Below are 15,148 nucleotides of genomic sequence, written 5' to 3'. Positions count from 1 at the left end.
TTAACTTCTTTCTGGGGAGAAGTTGCGATCGCAACATTCATGCAACAAAGCCGTTGTCAATGAAATCCTTTAAAACCAAGTTAAAAGTTAATAATCAGCAAAAAACAATTCTTGCTCTTTCCGCAGGTGTAGCTAGGCACGCTTACAACTGGGGATTAGCAACTTGTATTAGTGATTATCAAGAAACGAAAAAACGCCCTAGTGCAATTACTTTGCATAAACGTTTAGTAGCTGAAGTTAAACCAATCAATCCTTGGTACTATGAAGTATCAAAATGTGCCCCAAGGGCAAGCATTAAGAGATTTAGAAAGGGCATTCAAAAACTTTTTAACTATTCGGGGACGTGGATTTCCGAAATTTAAGAAAAAAGGGAAAAAAGATAGTTTTTATCTAGAAGGAAGTATTAAAATCTGCCAAGGAAACAAGATCAAACTACCAAGAATAGGAATAGTAAAAACTTATGAAATCTTACCATCTTACAGAGTAAAAAATGTGATAATATCTAAACGCGCAAATAATTGGTACATCAGCTTTAAATATGATTATGAACCAACCCATACTGGCAAAAGCGGATGCGACCCCGCGACGACGAAAGTCGCAAGGGAATGCGCACCAAGAGAGGGAACGCCGACCAAGAGAGGGAACGCGCACCAAGCAAACGAGATGTTATCGGTGTAGATGTAGGCATAAATACTCTAGCAACTTGTAGCGATGGCACACCCTTTGCCAACCCTAAAGCCTATAGGCAAGCTAAAAAACGACTAACTCGTTATCAACGCCGTGTCAACAAAAAAGAGCCAGGCTCTTTTAACAGAGCCAAAGCCGTAAAAAGACTTGCCATACTTAACAAAAAAGTAGCAGATATCAGAGCAGACACACTCCATCAATTGACAACATGGGCGAGCTTTGAACCACAGCACCATAGTCATAGAAGTATGACAATGTAAGTGGAATGCTCAAAAAGCGGTGCGACCCCGCGACGACGTTAGCGAAGCTCCTCTGCAAGAGGCAAGTCGCAAGGGAACGCGCACCAAGAGATCATAAATTAGCAAGTGCTATAGCAGACTGTGGTTTTTATGAATTTAAGCGTCAGCTGACATACAAGTGTGAGTGGTATGGAAGCCAGCTCGTGATAGCTCCTAGATTTTATCCAAGTTCTCAAATATGTTCTCATTGTGGGTATCAACAAAAAATGCCGTTGAATGTGAGAACTTATAAATGTAGTGAATGTGGTTTCACTGCTGACAGAGATTTTAATGCTGCAGTCAACTTGGAAAACTATGTGCATTAGTAGCTTGAGTTTCAGGCGATGTTAAGCCTGTAGAGAGAAGAAGGTTGCAGACTGCGGTCGGTGATTCTCAATGAAACAGGAAGCTAGCTCCAAAGTTCATGCGTTCGCGCGTGGGTAAGTTTGGGTAAGTTTAGTAGAACGGAACCGTTTCTTAGATACCACTAGAAATAGGGGCTTGCATAAATGGGGGATGATTTTAATAGTTTTGTGGAATGAGCATCTTGCCCGTTCCTTATAGAAGCCCTAAGCGTATCTCCAGAAAATAGCTTCTGGTGGAGAATTAATTGATAAAAAATGGGTAATAATTGATTTGATGATGGGATGAGTGGCAGATATCTAATACACCCCATCTCCCCATCTCCCCCACTCCCCCACTCCCGTACGGGCGATTTCGTTTCCTGCGGAATGCTGCGCAAACCGAATGCTGTCGCTTTCCGCGTAATTACGAGCATTCCGTAGGAAATCGCCCCTACTCTCAATCTATAATTTTAAATAGATCCCCTTAGGGTTCTATATTTTTGGGCCGGTAGGAACAGGCATCCTGCCTGTCCCACTTATATTCATCCCGCCCCTGAGCAATGCCAGAAATAGGGTTTATCAAGTCAGATTTGATATCAAATCCGCTTAATTCGGTATAAAAAAATCTTCCATCTTCAGGCATTGCCAAATCTTCCTAGCTCTCCCCATCTCCCCATCTCCCCATCTCCCCATCTCCCCACACTCCCCACACTCCCCACCCTTCCCATCCTTCCCACACTCCTTATCTAAATTACACCGATGCTACCGGATTTGATATGACTTCAGTCAGGAGCTAGCAAAAAAAACAGAGTATAAGTTTAAAGAAAGTCACCTGGGTAGAGTAGGAAGAAATATTGTTAGCGAATAGCAATAAAAAATTTAGTATAATTAGTATCAGTTTCTCAATTAATTTTCACCATTAATTACTGAGATATTATTCTACACATTTTTATATTTTTTGCCATTAAAAATTTTGGAAAATGTCTCTCTAATACCTACTATTTTTTAACATTTATATTTAATCAATTTATGAATAAGTTCAGAAGTAACTTGACAAATAATTTTGTCTCTGTATTGAATATCAAATGATTCACGATAATTATTATCTCCAAATCTTCAAATAACAATTAGGCATACTAAACACTAAATTTGCAACTTCAACTATTCTCTTAATTCAATATCTTAAGATTTATTTAATATTTTTCCTGGATTCAGTAATTAGTAATTAATTAATCCTGAAAATACATAGATTTTTGACTACAAAATAATATTTTCAAATACAAATGAGTATTTATGCTTATATTATTTTTTACCTAAATATTTAATAAAATTTAGTGATTATACTGAAAGTTTATTTATAAATGTAGAGGAAGTTTTCCTAGTATTTTAAGGCATTGATATAGTACAATAAAAAGTATCAACTCAAAAGCAAATAAATTATGAAGAAAGCTATAACTATCTTGGGTATTAGTGCAATCTTGTTATCTTTTACAACTATTGCTAAAGCACAATCCAATAACCCTAATAACCCTGAAACCAAAGCAACTATATCTGGAGAGTCTCTCAAAACAGTAGAAGGCAGATCAATTACTAATGATAATTACCGTACATATATTGATGAGCCAGAATCTAGTAATTCTTCTAATCAGGGAATTAAACCTTATGAACTGCGTCGTCAAGAGCAAAACGTAGAAGTGATTCCTGGAGTCTCTATTCCTGTCAACCCAGATGAGCGTCAAGTAGAAAACCCCCTAGAAGAATATACTTTAGACGGCGATCAATCTGGAAAAGGATTCAAATTGAAATTAGGAATTTAGAAATTATTGATGCTATCAAATTTTTGGGAATACTTTGCAAATTATAGATTTAAGAGAAAATAACATATGAGGAACTGATTATTATCAGTTCCTCATTTTTGATAGAATCAGAAATAGACAGTATGATTTTTCTAGAACCCTAGAAACCGGGTTTATATTAGATGCCGATATATACTGACATCTGTCTCCAACAAACCCGGTTTCTTATAACACCAGAGCGATTATTTGATAGCTAGGTTCACCAACGCCGAAATTATCATGAAACGTTCCTACTATCTTCTCAAGAAGTAGAAGTTTAGCCTTTTATTTGAGCGAGCATTGCAGCCTCATCCCAATAGGAAGATAGTTTTTGAATTGTACCATTTTCATTAATCTCAAACACACTAATTCCCTCTGCAACTGCCTCCTTACCATTTTTGGCAACTACCTGCATCTTCCATTTAACTGCTGCTCCATTACCTGCAATAAATATATTGTTTGGTGTCAATTCTAATTTTGCATAGAACTTCGAGAATAGCGCAAATAATTTCTCACCGTCTGACTTTGCATTCATTGGTGGTTTATCAACAGGGTCATAGATAACAGCGTCTTCAGCAAAAATTTCTAACCATCCTTGAGCATTCATCGCTGTCATATTTGTGAAGTAAGAGTTTACCACTTTTTCGATAGTTTCTTTTGTCATTTTTGAGTTTGATTTAGTAGGTGTTTATCGTCGAAATAAGAGATTGAATGTATCAGGAAAGATAAAAATGAGATAGGGAATAGGGAGTAGGGAGTAGGGAGGAAGAAATCAACACATTTCTCACTTCAAAATCTAGGAATATATTTACCTCATATCTCTCTACCTACTGGATTTCAATTCTTTGAAGTATTACCAATTTGGGATTTTAGTAACTATTCATTCTCTTAATACTTATTTTACAAACAGTCTCTCATAGTTACTATACCAAGTTAAGATAATTAGTTACAATCAAAAATTATTCTGTTGGATTAACAGATTAAGAATATAATTGATGATATTTAATAATTTATATAGCAGTTCTCTGATAAATAAGATACGATATTTTATTACCAAAACCAGGAAGTCCAAAGTCTCTCTTTGGATAGGGGATGAAAAGATAAGAGTTCATTATGTCAATCCCGATGGTGAGCGCCAGAGGTACTGTTTTCGGCTGTCGCCGACATGAAACGCTCCGCGACATGTTTGCGGAGCATTCCCTATACGAAAAAACACAGTTCCTCTACAGGAGGCTAACTGTTTAGCGTTCCGCACAACGCGCGTTAACGCTACGCGACATGTTTGCGGAGCATTCCCTATACGAAAAAACGCAGTTACGACCATAGGAAGCTAACTGATAACTGAAATGACCTGTTGCCAAAAAAAAAGGGAGTAATCTTACTGAAAAAGCTAGCTGAGATACTCCCTTGTTTAATTCAAAGTTTTTATTCGATTTTGTTTTTCTGATTTGTCTTGGTTTTAAACCCAATTCAGACCTCCTAAAATAAAGGTGATTCACTCGTATTACCTAGAAAATATATCTATCCCTAAGTGATGCTCGGAAAGCAATTGATTAAACACTGGCCATTTGTAACCAATCAAATATTTTGTCCAATTGCTGCAATGTTACTAGGCCATATTGCCAAAGTACCATCGGTAATTGATTAGAATCTTCTTCCTGATGTCGTAAAGCAGTGGCTATGGCAGAATCTGGGATGGACAACTCCCACTTCAAGAATTTGATTAACTGAGCTTGTTTTGTAGACATGATTAAAAGTTTTCTCCAGTAGTATCTTAAAAAAATTTTCAAACAGGTTTTATTTATCACGATACCTAGTATCAATTATTATTCAGAAAGCCTCAGTGACTCTCATCTTTTAATCATGTGAGATATCTCAGTTTTGTCAATGATTCAGATCACAATTTTGTTGTAGAGAATACTAAATTGTAGTGCTGAGTCTTAGGGAGCAATGAGATTTTTTGATTCACCCTTGATACATTTCAATATCTAAAAATTATTATTAATTCAAGTCTCAGTAGAGGTAAGCGTGGAAAACTATACTTTTTATGAGTAGTAAATATAAAGTAAATATCCAATCAAAAGACCAGGAAATCCACATTTTCTATGATCTAATCAAAATTCTATAATAGAGCATTACTAGGGTAATGATCGAGGAATTTTAGAAATTTCTTACAGGAGACCATAATTACATTACCCTCAGTGATATTACCGTTATAAGTAATAATAGCTTTGATTACTTATCAGTAGGGTTTGTGATTAGAAGTCTTATAAGTGAGGATAGGAGTCAGGAGTCAGGAGAAATCGGGAATTACAGAGAATTTAGGAAGAAGAATTGTCCCTATTTTCAGCCTCCTACTTCAGTAGGAGGTACTGAATAACTGTTAACTGATAACTGAAATTATCTACTTACCTGATTTAGGAGACTTCTTTAATTCTGATTCCTCAGATTTGAGCGCTTCATCCAGGACAATACGAGCTTCTTCTGCTTTCTCTTTTGCTTCTCTATAGCGTAAATTAGCCACAGCAAAAATTTTCAGCGTCTTAAAACCGTCTTTAAGATTAGCAATTTCTTCAACTGTTACAGGTTCATCTGTAAATAGTACCTCAATTGCAGAACGAATTTTTAATGCCTCTTCTCTAGACTCTACAACCTTCATCTTCAGTGCTGCAAAATCGCTAAGTATCTGTACTGCTTGAGCAACAGCATCTTCTTCCTCAGAAGTAATCTCCTTTAATTCTTTTGATTCTTTGACCTCAATAAACTGCTCCGGACTAAATCCATTTTCTAATTCTGTCGGTATTTCACCAGAGTCCATCATTTCCACAAGCTTGTCCATAGCTTTCTGACGGGCCTTTTCTGAATCTTTACCTCTAACAGTTATGATTGTATCTGGATTCTGAGGCAAGGTATAACTAACCATAATCTGACTAAACTTTTAGGTATTAAGTATAATCAATATACAATAAAAATAATGATATTATTTTAAAGAAAGCTAACTAGAAATAATCAATAATTTTTGTTTTCCTAAATTATTCTAGACGATCTAGAGGCAAATTTCAAAAGTAGTTAGCCGATATAAAACCGATTATTACCGAATAATATCATGTCCGCTAGCATCGGTATTGTATAGCAAAGGTAGGGAACAGGGAACACAGAAGGTGGGAACAGGGAACAGGTAGGAAGGCTTAATATCAAGCAACAAAAAAACTTAAATTTCCTGTAAATATTTACGCTTGGGTTTACACAAACGATATAAACGGACATAATATAATTAAGGTTTAAATCCTCTCCTTGAAAGGAGAAACAATAGGTGTTGGTGAATCAAGCTATGAAATCTAAATTTGTCTAAAGATAAAATGCTTTTTAATTAGGATTAATTAGGAGTTAGATAATTGCCATTAAAAAAAAATCATAGCCACGCATCACCAACGCCAAACAATAAATTTATTTTTCTTTTATTCAATCCAATCCGTTTTAGGGAGAGGTAATTATCAGGGTACATCTCAATGCATGAAGAAAGCCAAAAAATTATTGCTTTTAGGGAATAGGGAACAGGGAATAGAAAAAAAGTATTTTTGCCAATATGAGATGCACCCAATTATCCATTATCAATTATCCATTATCAATTATTGAAGGTATCCTGATGTACACAGTGCATAATCTCAATCTGAAGTTTCAATTTCACTAACGATGCTAAATGGATGGCTCAGAAAACTACATAAATTATCCCCAGTTAGGCAAATACTTACCTATTTGGATAGTGCTAATCCTACCTCTGAGAATTGTAGAGACTTAACAAATCTCTCCTATCCACAGTGGCAACATCGTTTTTTAATTGCTCGACTAAATTTAGCATTGTGGCTAGCTTTTTTCTTCTTTTTAAGTAGAACTATACTCAATCTAATCTTGTTTATACAAGGTAAATATCTTATTTTAGAAGAGTGGCTAATTGCCAGAATTTTAGTACATTCAATTCTAGTTAGCTGTATATTGCTACTGCGAACTGCTTGGGGTCATCGTCATCTAGGTCTGATATTTCTGAGCTTTTCTTGGACTGTGACAATGATTGAGCAAATTTCAGATACAATTACAGGAAATGTTAATCCTGAATTTTTTGTCTGGATGTTGACTTTCTTTACTCAGGCAACTTTAATTCCTGTCAGATGGTTTCTCCATCTTATATCTCAAATCACTATTTTAGGTTACTACTTCAGCGTGAATCAAATTCTTGGTTTAGATATAGCACCCTCTGATTGGAATTTTGTTAAGATGTGTTTTGGCGTCTTCTGGGTATGTTTAATTTGCGATCTATCTGTATATTTATATGAGTCTCTACAAAAAACTGAATTTAATACCAAATTACAGCTAGAAGCAGCATATCAAAAATTACATTCAACTGAAGATAGGTATCGCAGCATTCTGGAGAACTCAGTTGAAGGTATTTTTCAGTCTACACCGGATGGGCGTTATATATACAGTAATCCTACTTTAGCCAAGATATTTGGTTACGACTCACCAGAGCAACTGATGGTACAAGTTAATGATATTGGCAAGCAAATTTATGTTAACTCTAGTCGTCGAGATGAGTTTCTGAATTTGATTAATAGGGATGGAACAGTATTAAAATTTGAATCTCAAGCTTATCGTGCGGATGGCAGTATTTTCTGGATTTCTGAAAATGCAAGAGCAGTGTACGATCAACAAGGTAAACTCATTGCTTATGAAGGTGATATTGAAGATATTACAGAACGTAAATGGGCGGAAGCAGAAATAAAGAAAGCACTGGAAATAGAAAAAGACCTAAATCAACTTAAGTCCCAATTTATTTCTATGGCATCCCATGAATTTCGTACTCCTTTAACGACCATATTAGCTTCCGCAGAAGCATTAGAACACTATGGTCATAAATGGAATGAAGAAAAAAAATTGATTTATTTGCATCGTATTCAAGCTACAGCTCAACACATGACAGGGTTGGTGAATGACATATTAGTTATTGGCAAGACAGAATCAGGTAATTTTGATTTTAACCCATCACCATTAGATTTAGAAAGGTTTTGTCAAGATACTATAGAAGATATTAAACTCAACATTGGTAGTCAATATTCCCTTGATTTTATCGTTCAAGAAGCCAAGCAAGTAACTATAAAAAAATCCCCAGATATAAGCATTTTAAAGAAAATATTAAACTTAGATTCAAACCAGCAAAATCAGGGGGAAAATTATTCAACGCTATTAGCACAAAATCAATTCCCACAACAAATACCTGAAGTAGTTTTCATAGATAGAAAGTTGTTGCAACATATCCTGTATAATTTACTTTGGAATGCGGTCAAATATTCACCCCAAGGTGGTCAGGTGTACCTCAAACTTTCTTACTTAAATAACTATGCAATTTTTCAAGTCCAAGATGAAGGTATTGGTATTCCAGAAGCAGAACAAAAATACCTATTTGACTCTTTCTATCGCGCTCAAAATGTTGCCGATATTGCTGGTACAGGATTAGGACTTACTATTGTCAAAAACTTTGTATATTTACATAGAGGTCAGATTTTTCTAGAAAGTGAAGTTGGGGTTGGTAGTACATTTACTGTCATATTACCATTGAATTTAGCAAAGGAAAATATAGATGAAAAAAATTCTAGTGATTGAAGATGATAAATCAATTTTGACAATCATTACAGATATTTTAGAAGCAGAAGATTTTGTGGTAATAGGAGCAAAAAATGGCATAGTAGGAATAGAAAAGGCTCAACAAGAAGTTCCAGATTTAATTATTTGTGATGTGATGATGCCGGAAGTTGATGGGTATGGAGTATTAAAATCATTACGAGAAAATTTAGTAACAGAAGCAATTCCATTTATTTTTCTGACGGCAAAATCTACAAAAGCAGATTTAAGAGAAGGAATGGAATTAGGAGCAGATGATTACTTAACAAAACCCTTTACTAGAGATGAATTAATGAAAGCTATTAATACTAGGTTAGATAAACAAAGGGTTATTGAAAGAAGAACTCAAGAACAATTAGATGACTTAAGAAGTAGTATTACTTTATCTCTACCTCACGAACTACGCACTCCTCTCAATGGAATTATTGGTTATTCACAGTTGATAATTGAAGACTTTAAAGATTTGGAAGAGAATGAAATTTTCACAATGCTAGAAAATATTAATGTTTCTGCTCACCGTTTATATCGACTAATCCAAAATTTTTTACTCTATACAGATTTGGAGTTATTATCACGAGACAGAGATAGATTACAATTATTTAAAGCAGGTAGTCTTAATAATCCTAAGTCAATAATTAGAGAGGTTGCTCTGGAAAAAGCAACAAGTTTTAATCGCTTAAAAGATTTAGATCTAACATCGGAAAATGCTAATTTAAAAATTTCTGAGCCTAACTTTAGGAAAATCATAGATGAGTTGTTAGACAATGCTTTTAAATTTTCTCCTTCTAACACGAAAGTGGAGGTAATAGGTAAATTACTTAATAATATTTTTGCTGTTTATTTTATAGATCATGGTACAGGAATGAGTATTAATGAAATTGCTAATGTGGGAGCTTATAAACAATTTAATCGTCGCATATATGAGCAACAAGGTTCAGGTTTAGGTCTAACTATTGCGAAACAGATGATTGAATTACATAATGGCAAATTAATTATCCAAAGTATTCCAGAAGAGCAAACAACTGTGACTATTTTTCTCCCTACAAGTTAAGATGGATAATGAATAATGGATAATGAATAATGGATAATTGATAATGAATAATTAGGGTTTGCTGAAAAAAGGCAGAGTGCGGGAAGAGTGGGGAGGGTGGGAAAGTGGCAACTAGATATAGCATTAAGTAGTTGTGCAAAATTAATTACACATACTCTAGGTGGTGAACAGCCAATATTGTAAAAATCACAGGCAAGAAATAATGGTAATTAATTTTGCCTAGGCACTTACTATCTAGAAATGGTATTATACTAATCCTAAATGATTTGTGAAAAAAACTGTAGGGGTTTCGTCTCCAAACCCAAACGAAAATGGGATTTGGAAACCAAACCCCTACGATAGAATATTACAAGCTATTTATATTTAGGATTGCTATATTTTATAATAAATTACAATATTTACGAGGAATTACTAACAATGAAAGACAAATTACTCAACTGGTTAGATACATTTTTAGTGGTAGATGTATTTCTAGTAATAATTGGTTTTGCCTGGTTTGCGATCGCTGTTATTGGTCGTTATTCTGGGGTGTCTTTAGGTCTCGATCTTTGGCATAGGTTATGGGAACCAGTCTTTACTCCTGCTATTGGAATTTTGATGGGAGGTGCTATTCTCAGTGGAATTATTAAACAAATTACTAAACGCTTAGGGAGTAGGGAGTAGGGAGTAGGAAATAGTCTCAGTAAGCGTAGGTTGGGTTGAGGAACGAAACCCAACAACAATCTTTACTTCCCTACTGCTACGCAATAGTTTAATGACAGCTAAGATGGCTGTGCTACCGTAGTTTTATCTAAAATCTCACAACTGTTGTACAATAGTTGATTAAAAAAAAACTATTGTACAACAGTTGAATGAATAATCAATCAAAGAGAAAGGCAGCGGAAGCGATCGCTACCCTTGCCACTTAATCTCAAATCTCAAAACTCAAAACTATTGCGCAATAGTTTAATGACAGCCATCTTGGCTGTGCTACAGTTTTCTATAGGATTTTGTCACATATTTTTGATTATGAACAAATCAGTTGAACCTGAAAAATTTAATCCGTGGAATTACAAACCTTGGTGGTGCCAACCTTGGTCAATACTTTTGACAGGAATCACTATTATTAGTAGTAGTTGGTTGATATTTAGAATGGTTTGGTTAACAGTTATTGTTTCTATTCCTATATTGACTTGGATGGGATTTTTCCTCATAATTTGGCCGAAGTTAATGGCAGAATTAAAAATGTCAAATAAAGTTTGATTGTTAGAAAGTATCTAGAGATATTTTAGAGCGATCGCTTTTCTGAATAGTTAGGAGAAGCGATCGTATATGGGAAATAAAAAGTTATGTACTACATAGATATATTTAGCTGGTAAAATATAGTGAAATCTTAATAAAAATATGTCAAACAAACATCAAATTGATTTATTAATTGAGTGGATAAATAATTTCAATCCAGAACTTCTTAAAAATGAAGATGATGTTGAAACTAAATTTGTCTTACCCTTCTTTAAACTATTAGGTTATCCAGAAAATAATCGTCGAGGTAAATATCCTATCAAAGCTTATAAACCAGGAAAAAAACAAGGTAGAGATCCAGAAGCAGATCATGTCTATTTTTCAACAAATGAACAAGAAAAACAGAATGCTGATACCTCACTGATTATTGTGGAAGCAAAAAAGCCTACAGAAAAAAATTTAGAACCACATATCAAACAAGCTAAATTTTATGGTGACCATCTTAAGTCTGTTTTTTTAGTAGTAACTAATGGCTATCAAGTGAAAGTTTTAAAGCGACCTCGCCACCGTATAGAAGAAGCTGTATTTGATATTACTACTGATGAACTTAAAGAGAAAAAAATAGCCTCAGAATTCTATAATCAACTCAACTTTGAAATTGTCAAACAAATTAATGAAAAGATAGCGAATGACTTAACTCATAGTCAATATGTATCTCTAGAAAAAGCTTTGCAACGTCATCCAGAGATACAAGCTATTTTAGATAAAGGTGATTTTGAACCTTCTACTACTAGAGGAAAAAAATACTTAAGGGTTGTTAAACCCAAAGTAGCAATAGAATGTAATTTGCCAATAGCATTTGATGAGGGTGATTGTACAATAGAGTTTAGTAGCTTAATTTTAAGAGGTTCAACAATTTATTTAAGTCATCAAGAAATACTTGGCAACTTAATGATGGGATTCAAAACTAAACCTCACTGGGGAACTCGTAGTTTTCTTAGACAATTAGAAGATAATTATTTTGAAGCAAGTTTAGGTGGAACAACAGTAATTTTATCAGCAGTAGAAACTCAAGATTTATGTGATTGTGTTGATGAGGTTTTGTCAGAATACAAACGTATAATTATCGAATCTGAAAATATTCTTGAAGCATCTGAATTTGAGCCAGTTAATCTTGAATATATTCAAGGCTTTAAGCTGTTTTCAGTCACCAAAGAATTATGGGAATTAATGCTTAAATTTGTCAGTGAGTTTAGTTATAATGATGGAAACTCAGATTGGCATATTTTTGAGAAAGTAAAATATATTAAAGTTTGTCGTGCTTGTAGTAGGAGTAATTATCCAGAGCAAACCAATATTTACCCTAGCTTAAACCCCAATATAGATTCATATTATAGTATTGATATAATCTATTTTCTAGAGAATTATGAATTAGAATTTTTTGACAAGTATTATGAGTCATGGCGAAAAAATGTAGGCTATAGAGGGTTTTGGACTGCTACTTATACTAAAAAGTGGTTGTTAGAAAAGTTTATCCCTAAAGTCCTTGATTACTACTTCCATCATCAAGATCAAACTGAGTTTGAAGATAGTATTTTAGATTATCCAGAAGAAAAACATATTCCCATTAGAAACATTTATGAAGCTAGTCAACTAGAACCTTATATTTGTGATATTCAACAATGGATTATTAATAGGTGGACAAAAATTGATGCTTCACTCTTATACCCTTACTACCAAGCTTGTACAAATTTAGTTAGAGATAGTGATGTATCGGAAACGCATTATATTACTGAAAAATTAAGAGCAATTAAATATAAACTATCTAGTAAAAATGAACGACTAAAGTTCGCTAATGAGGGTAACTGGAGTTACGAACGTGTGGTAAATTTTTTAGACCAACAAGTAGAAAGAATTAGTAATTTAGAATTTGAAAATAGTTCTTATGTAGATTTAATGTCTCGGACATTTAGTTCTCTTTTACGCTCTGAGGATGATCTCCACTACTCTCAAACCCAACTTAATGCTGCAAAAAAGGCTCTAATTCCACTGTGGGAATTAAGTCGCTTTGAAGAGCGTTATATTTATCCAAATCGAGATTAGTAAAACAAAATAAAACCCCCTTTTAATTTGGGGGTTGACAAAAAACTAATCAAAAACAACTGCAACACTACTTAATCGCAGGCGCACGCATCAACGACTCACTTCCATCCGTTAATGCCACCTTTTCAGACTCCATCAACAACGGCACCGAATCTCGTAACCGCGCGGTTAACTGCACAGTTGTTGCATCATAAATCTGAGTCACAATCTTAGGATACAAACCTATCCCAATAATTGGTACTAACAAACAGCCAATAATAAACACTTCGCGGGGTTCCGCATCCTTGAGAACTTCGTTTTCTACTAACTTCTTATTCTCAGGACCAAACAAAATTTCTCGCAACATTGACAACAGATAAATTGGAGTCAAAATTACTCCCACTGCTGCCAAGAAAATTACCATAACTTTGAAAGTTGGGTTATAAGCATCACTGGTAGCAAAACCAATAAATACCATCACCTCAGCCACAAAACCACTCATTCCTGGTAATGCTAAAGATGCCATCGAACAAGTCGTCCACATAGCGAAAACTTTCTTCATTCTCTTACCGACACCACCCATTTCATCTAAAATTAAAGTATGGGTACGGTCATAAGTAGCTCCCACTAAAAAGAATAAACTTGCTCCAATTAAACCGTGGGAAATCATTTGCAGCACAGCTCCACTCATACCAATATCGGTAAAAGAAGCCATACCAATTAACACAAATCCCATGTGAGAAATCGAAGAGTAAGCAATTTTCCGCTTCAGGTTTCGTTGAGCAAACGAAGTCAAAGCAGCATAGACAATATTCACAACCCCCAAAATTACTAATATAGGAGCAAATACTGCATGAGCATCAGGTAACATTCCTGCATTCATCCGTAGCAGTGCATAACCACCCATTTTCAGCAGAATTCCTGCCAGTAACATATGAGCAGGTGCTGTTGCTTCCCCATGAGCATCTGGCAACCAAGTATGTAATGGGAAAATTGGCAATTTCACAGCATAAGCAATCAAAAACGCTCCATATAACAACAGTTGCAGATTTATAGCGTAATCTTTCGCAGCAACCGCTCTCATATCAAACGTAACAGTATCGCCATAAAACGCCATTGTTAACGCTGCTATCAAAATAAACAGGGAACCACCTGCTGTATAGAGAATAAACTTAGTTGCTGCATACAACCGTTTTTTGCCTCCCCAGATAGACAGAATTAGGTAAACAGGTACTAATTCCAATTCCCAAACCAGGAAGAATAACAGCATATCTTGTACGGCAAATACAGCAATTTGACCGCCGTACATTAACAACATCAAGAAATAAAACAGCTTTGGCTTAAAAGTTACAGGCCATGCTGCCATAATTGCTAGGGTAGTGATAAAGCCAGTTAGGATAATTAATGGCATGGATAAACCATCTGCTCCCACTGACCAATTTAAGTCTAATTGTGGAACCCAAGCGTAACTTTCTACCAGTTGGAGTTCTGGGTTATTAGTGTCGTAACCTGTGTAGAAGGCAGTAGTAATAACAGCAAAATCAATTAATCCAACAATTAAGGCGTACCACCGCACCGTTTTGCCGTCTTTATCCGGAATGATCGGAATTAGCAAAGATGCAACTATTGGAAATAGGATGATTGTAGTCAGCCAAGGAAAATCAGCCATAGATATTTAATTCTTAGTTGGAAAATTTTGTAAAGTTATGAGTAGGAGGAAAACTTAAGTTTGAGTTCTTTTGTTTCCATTCCTGGTGAATTTAGTTTGACAGTTTCTGAGCATCAGTTATCAGTCAGAAGTTATATCAAATTCGCTTAATTTGTAGTATTGGCATTTGTCGGATTTTGGTCTGCAAACCTCCACAATAATATTGAATTGTACCGATACTACCGAATTTCTAGTATGGGCAAAAAATCCAAATTTTGTCGGATTTTGGTCTGCAAACCTCCACAATAATATTGAATTGTACCGATACT

The 15,148-nt window shown here is 34.9% G+C and carries 14 protein-coding genes; 9 read left to right on the top strand and 5 right to left on the bottom strand.

Annotated features, from left to right (window positions below; all coding sequences use genetic code 11):
- From ACP6PK_RS31375 to ACP6PK_RS31365, 3 genes are all read left to right on the top strand, one after another.
- Positions 1-362, top strand: a 362-nt coding sequence (locus ACP6PK_RS31375; protein ID WP_426565686.1) for a helix-turn-helix domain-containing protein, incomplete at its 5' end; no start/stop codon positions are given.
- Positions 363-572: 210 nt separating this feature from the next.
- A complete protein-coding gene (locus ACP6PK_RS31370; RefSeq protein ID WP_426565684.1) occupies positions 573-947 on the top strand; it encodes a transposase in 375 nt (124 codons plus the stop codon).
- A gap of 5 nt (positions 948-952) precedes the next feature.
- Entirely contained in the window at positions 953-1,291 is a 339-nt protein-coding gene (locus ACP6PK_RS31365) for an RNA-guided endonuclease InsQ/TnpB family protein (protein WP_426565682.1), read from the top strand.
- A 502-nt stretch (positions 1,292-1,793) separates the two neighbouring features.
- Here ACP6PK_RS31365 and ACP6PK_RS31360 read toward each other — a convergent pair.
- Entirely contained in the window at positions 1,794-1,952 is a 159-nt protein-coding gene (locus ACP6PK_RS31360; RefSeq protein WP_426565680.1) for a hypothetical protein, read from the bottom strand.
- A 796-nt stretch (positions 1,953-2,748) separates the two neighbouring features.
- On the opposite strand from ACP6PK_RS31360, the gene ACP6PK_RS31355 reads away from it, so the two are divergent.
- Positions 2,749-3,126 (top strand): hypothetical protein, encoded by a 378-nt coding sequence (locus ACP6PK_RS31355; protein WP_094673639.1) that lies wholly within the window; start codon positions 2,749-2,751, stop codon positions 3,124-3,126.
- A gap of 295 nt (positions 3,127-3,421) precedes the next feature.
- Here ACP6PK_RS31355 and ACP6PK_RS31350 read toward each other — a convergent pair whose 3' ends face one another.
- From ACP6PK_RS31350 to ACP6PK_RS31340, 3 genes are all read right to left on the bottom strand, one after another.
- Positions 3,422-3,808, bottom strand: a complete 387-nt coding sequence (locus tag ACP6PK_RS31350; RefSeq protein ID WP_426565678.1) for a nuclear transport factor 2 family protein — start codon at positions 3,806-3,808, stop codon at positions 3,422-3,424.
- An 889-nt stretch (positions 3,809-4,697) separates the two neighbouring features.
- Positions 4,698-4,892 carry a DUF2949 domain-containing protein gene (locus tag ACP6PK_RS31345; RefSeq protein WP_426565676.1) on the bottom strand — a complete coding sequence of 65 codons (195 nt, stop codon included), beginning with the start codon at positions 4,890-4,892 and terminating at the stop codon, positions 4,698-4,700.
- A 656-nt stretch (positions 4,893-5,548) separates the two neighbouring features.
- The gene (locus tag ACP6PK_RS31340; protein ID WP_426565674.1) at positions 5,549-6,067 is read right to left on the bottom strand and encodes a hypothetical protein; all 519 of its coding nucleotides are present in this window, start codon (positions 6,065-6,067) and stop codon (positions 5,549-5,551) included.
- Positions 6,068-6,837: 770 nt separating this feature from the next.
- Between ACP6PK_RS31340 and ACP6PK_RS31335 the strand changes: the two genes are divergently transcribed.
- The 5 genes from ACP6PK_RS31335 (at position 6,838) to ACP6PK_RS31315 (ending at position 13,192) form a co-directional block, all read left to right on the top strand.
- Entirely contained in the window at positions 6,838-8,799 is a 1,962-nt protein-coding gene (locus ACP6PK_RS31335; protein ID WP_426565672.1) for a PAS domain-containing sensor histidine kinase, read from the top strand.
- Entirely contained in the window at positions 8,777-9,868 is a 1,092-nt protein-coding gene (locus tag ACP6PK_RS31330; RefSeq protein WP_426565670.1) for a hybrid sensor histidine kinase/response regulator, read from the top strand. Before ACP6PK_RS31335 ends, ACP6PK_RS31330 begins: the two co-directional genes overlap by 23 nt.
- A gap of 417 nt (positions 9,869-10,285) precedes the next feature.
- The gene (locus tag ACP6PK_RS31325) at positions 10,286-10,531 is read left to right on the top strand and encodes a hypothetical protein (RefSeq protein ID WP_094673818.1); all 246 of its coding nucleotides are present in this window, start codon (positions 10,286-10,288) and stop codon (positions 10,529-10,531) included.
- 345 nt (positions 10,532-10,876) lie between these two features.
- The gene (locus ACP6PK_RS31320) at positions 10,877-11,110 is read left to right on the top strand and encodes a DUF6737 family protein (protein ID WP_426565668.1); all 234 of its coding nucleotides are present in this window, start codon (positions 10,877-10,879) and stop codon (positions 11,108-11,110) included.
- A 141-nt stretch (positions 11,111-11,251) separates the two neighbouring features.
- Positions 11,252-13,192 carry a type I restriction enzyme HsdR N-terminal domain-containing protein gene (locus tag ACP6PK_RS31315; RefSeq protein ID WP_426565666.1) on the top strand — a complete coding sequence of 647 codons (1,941 nt, stop codon included), beginning with the start codon at positions 11,252-11,254 and terminating at the stop codon, positions 13,190-13,192.
- Positions 13,193-13,259: 67 nt separating this feature from the next.
- Here the strand turns inward: ACP6PK_RS31315 and ACP6PK_RS31310 are convergent, their stop codons facing one another.
- Positions 13,260-14,840 carry an NAD(P)H-quinone oxidoreductase subunit 4 gene (locus tag ACP6PK_RS31310; RefSeq protein ID WP_426565664.1) on the bottom strand — a complete coding sequence of 527 codons (1,581 nt, stop codon included), beginning with the start codon at positions 14,838-14,840 and terminating at the stop codon, positions 13,260-13,262.
- Positions 14,841-15,148 lie beyond the last annotated feature (308 nt).

Origin of the sequence: Dapis hubbardiae BLCC-M172, assembly GCF_050016015.1 — a bacterium.
GTDB lineage: Bacteria > Cyanobacteriota > Cyanobacteriia > Cyanobacteriales > Microcoleaceae > Trichodesmium.
This window is presented reverse-complemented; position numbering and strand designations above follow the sequence as displayed.

Excerpts from the sequence above, each read along its gene's own strand:
- ACP6PK_RS31370 (WP_426565684.1), top strand. The coding sequence starts at position 573 with ATGCGACCCCGCGACGACGAAAGTCGCAAGGGAATGCGCACCAAGAGA.
- ACP6PK_RS31365 (WP_426565682.1), top strand. The coding sequence starts at position 953 with ATGCTCAAAAAGCGGTGCGACCCCGCGACGACGTTAGCGAAGCTCCTC.
- ACP6PK_RS31360 (WP_426565680.1), bottom strand. The coding sequence starts at position 1,952 with ATGCCTGAAGATGGAAGATTTTTTTATACCGAATTAAGCGGATTTGAT.
- ACP6PK_RS31355 (WP_094673639.1), top strand. The coding sequence starts at position 2,749 with ATGAAGAAAGCTATAACTATCTTGGGTATTAGTGCAATCTTGTTATCT.
- ACP6PK_RS31350 (WP_426565678.1), bottom strand. The coding sequence starts at position 3,808 with ATGACAAAAGAAACTATCGAAAAAGTGGTAAACTCTTACTTCACAAAT.
- ACP6PK_RS31345 (WP_426565676.1), bottom strand. The coding sequence starts at position 4,892 with ATGTCTACAAAACAAGCTCAGTTAATCAAATTCTTGAAGTGGGAGTTG.
- ACP6PK_RS31340 (WP_426565674.1), bottom strand. The coding sequence starts at position 6,067 with ATGGTTAGTTATACCTTGCCTCAGAATCCAGATACAATCATAACTGTT.
- ACP6PK_RS31335 (WP_426565672.1), top strand. The coding sequence starts at position 6,838 with ATGCTAAATGGATGGCTCAGAAAACTACATAAATTATCCCCAGTTAGG.
- ACP6PK_RS31330 (WP_426565670.1), top strand. The coding sequence starts at position 8,777 with ATGAAAAAAATTCTAGTGATTGAAGATGATAAATCAATTTTGACAATC.
- ACP6PK_RS31325 (WP_094673818.1), top strand. The coding sequence starts at position 10,286 with ATGAAAGACAAATTACTCAACTGGTTAGATACATTTTTAGTGGTAGAT.
- ACP6PK_RS31320 (WP_426565668.1), top strand. The coding sequence starts at position 10,877 with ATGAACAAATCAGTTGAACCTGAAAAATTTAATCCGTGGAATTACAAA.
- ACP6PK_RS31315 (WP_426565666.1), top strand. The coding sequence starts at position 11,252 with ATGTCAAACAAACATCAAATTGATTTATTAATTGAGTGGATAAATAAT.
- ACP6PK_RS31310 (WP_426565664.1), bottom strand. The coding sequence starts at position 14,840 with ATGGCTGATTTTCCTTGGCTGACTACAATCATCCTATTTCCAATAGTT.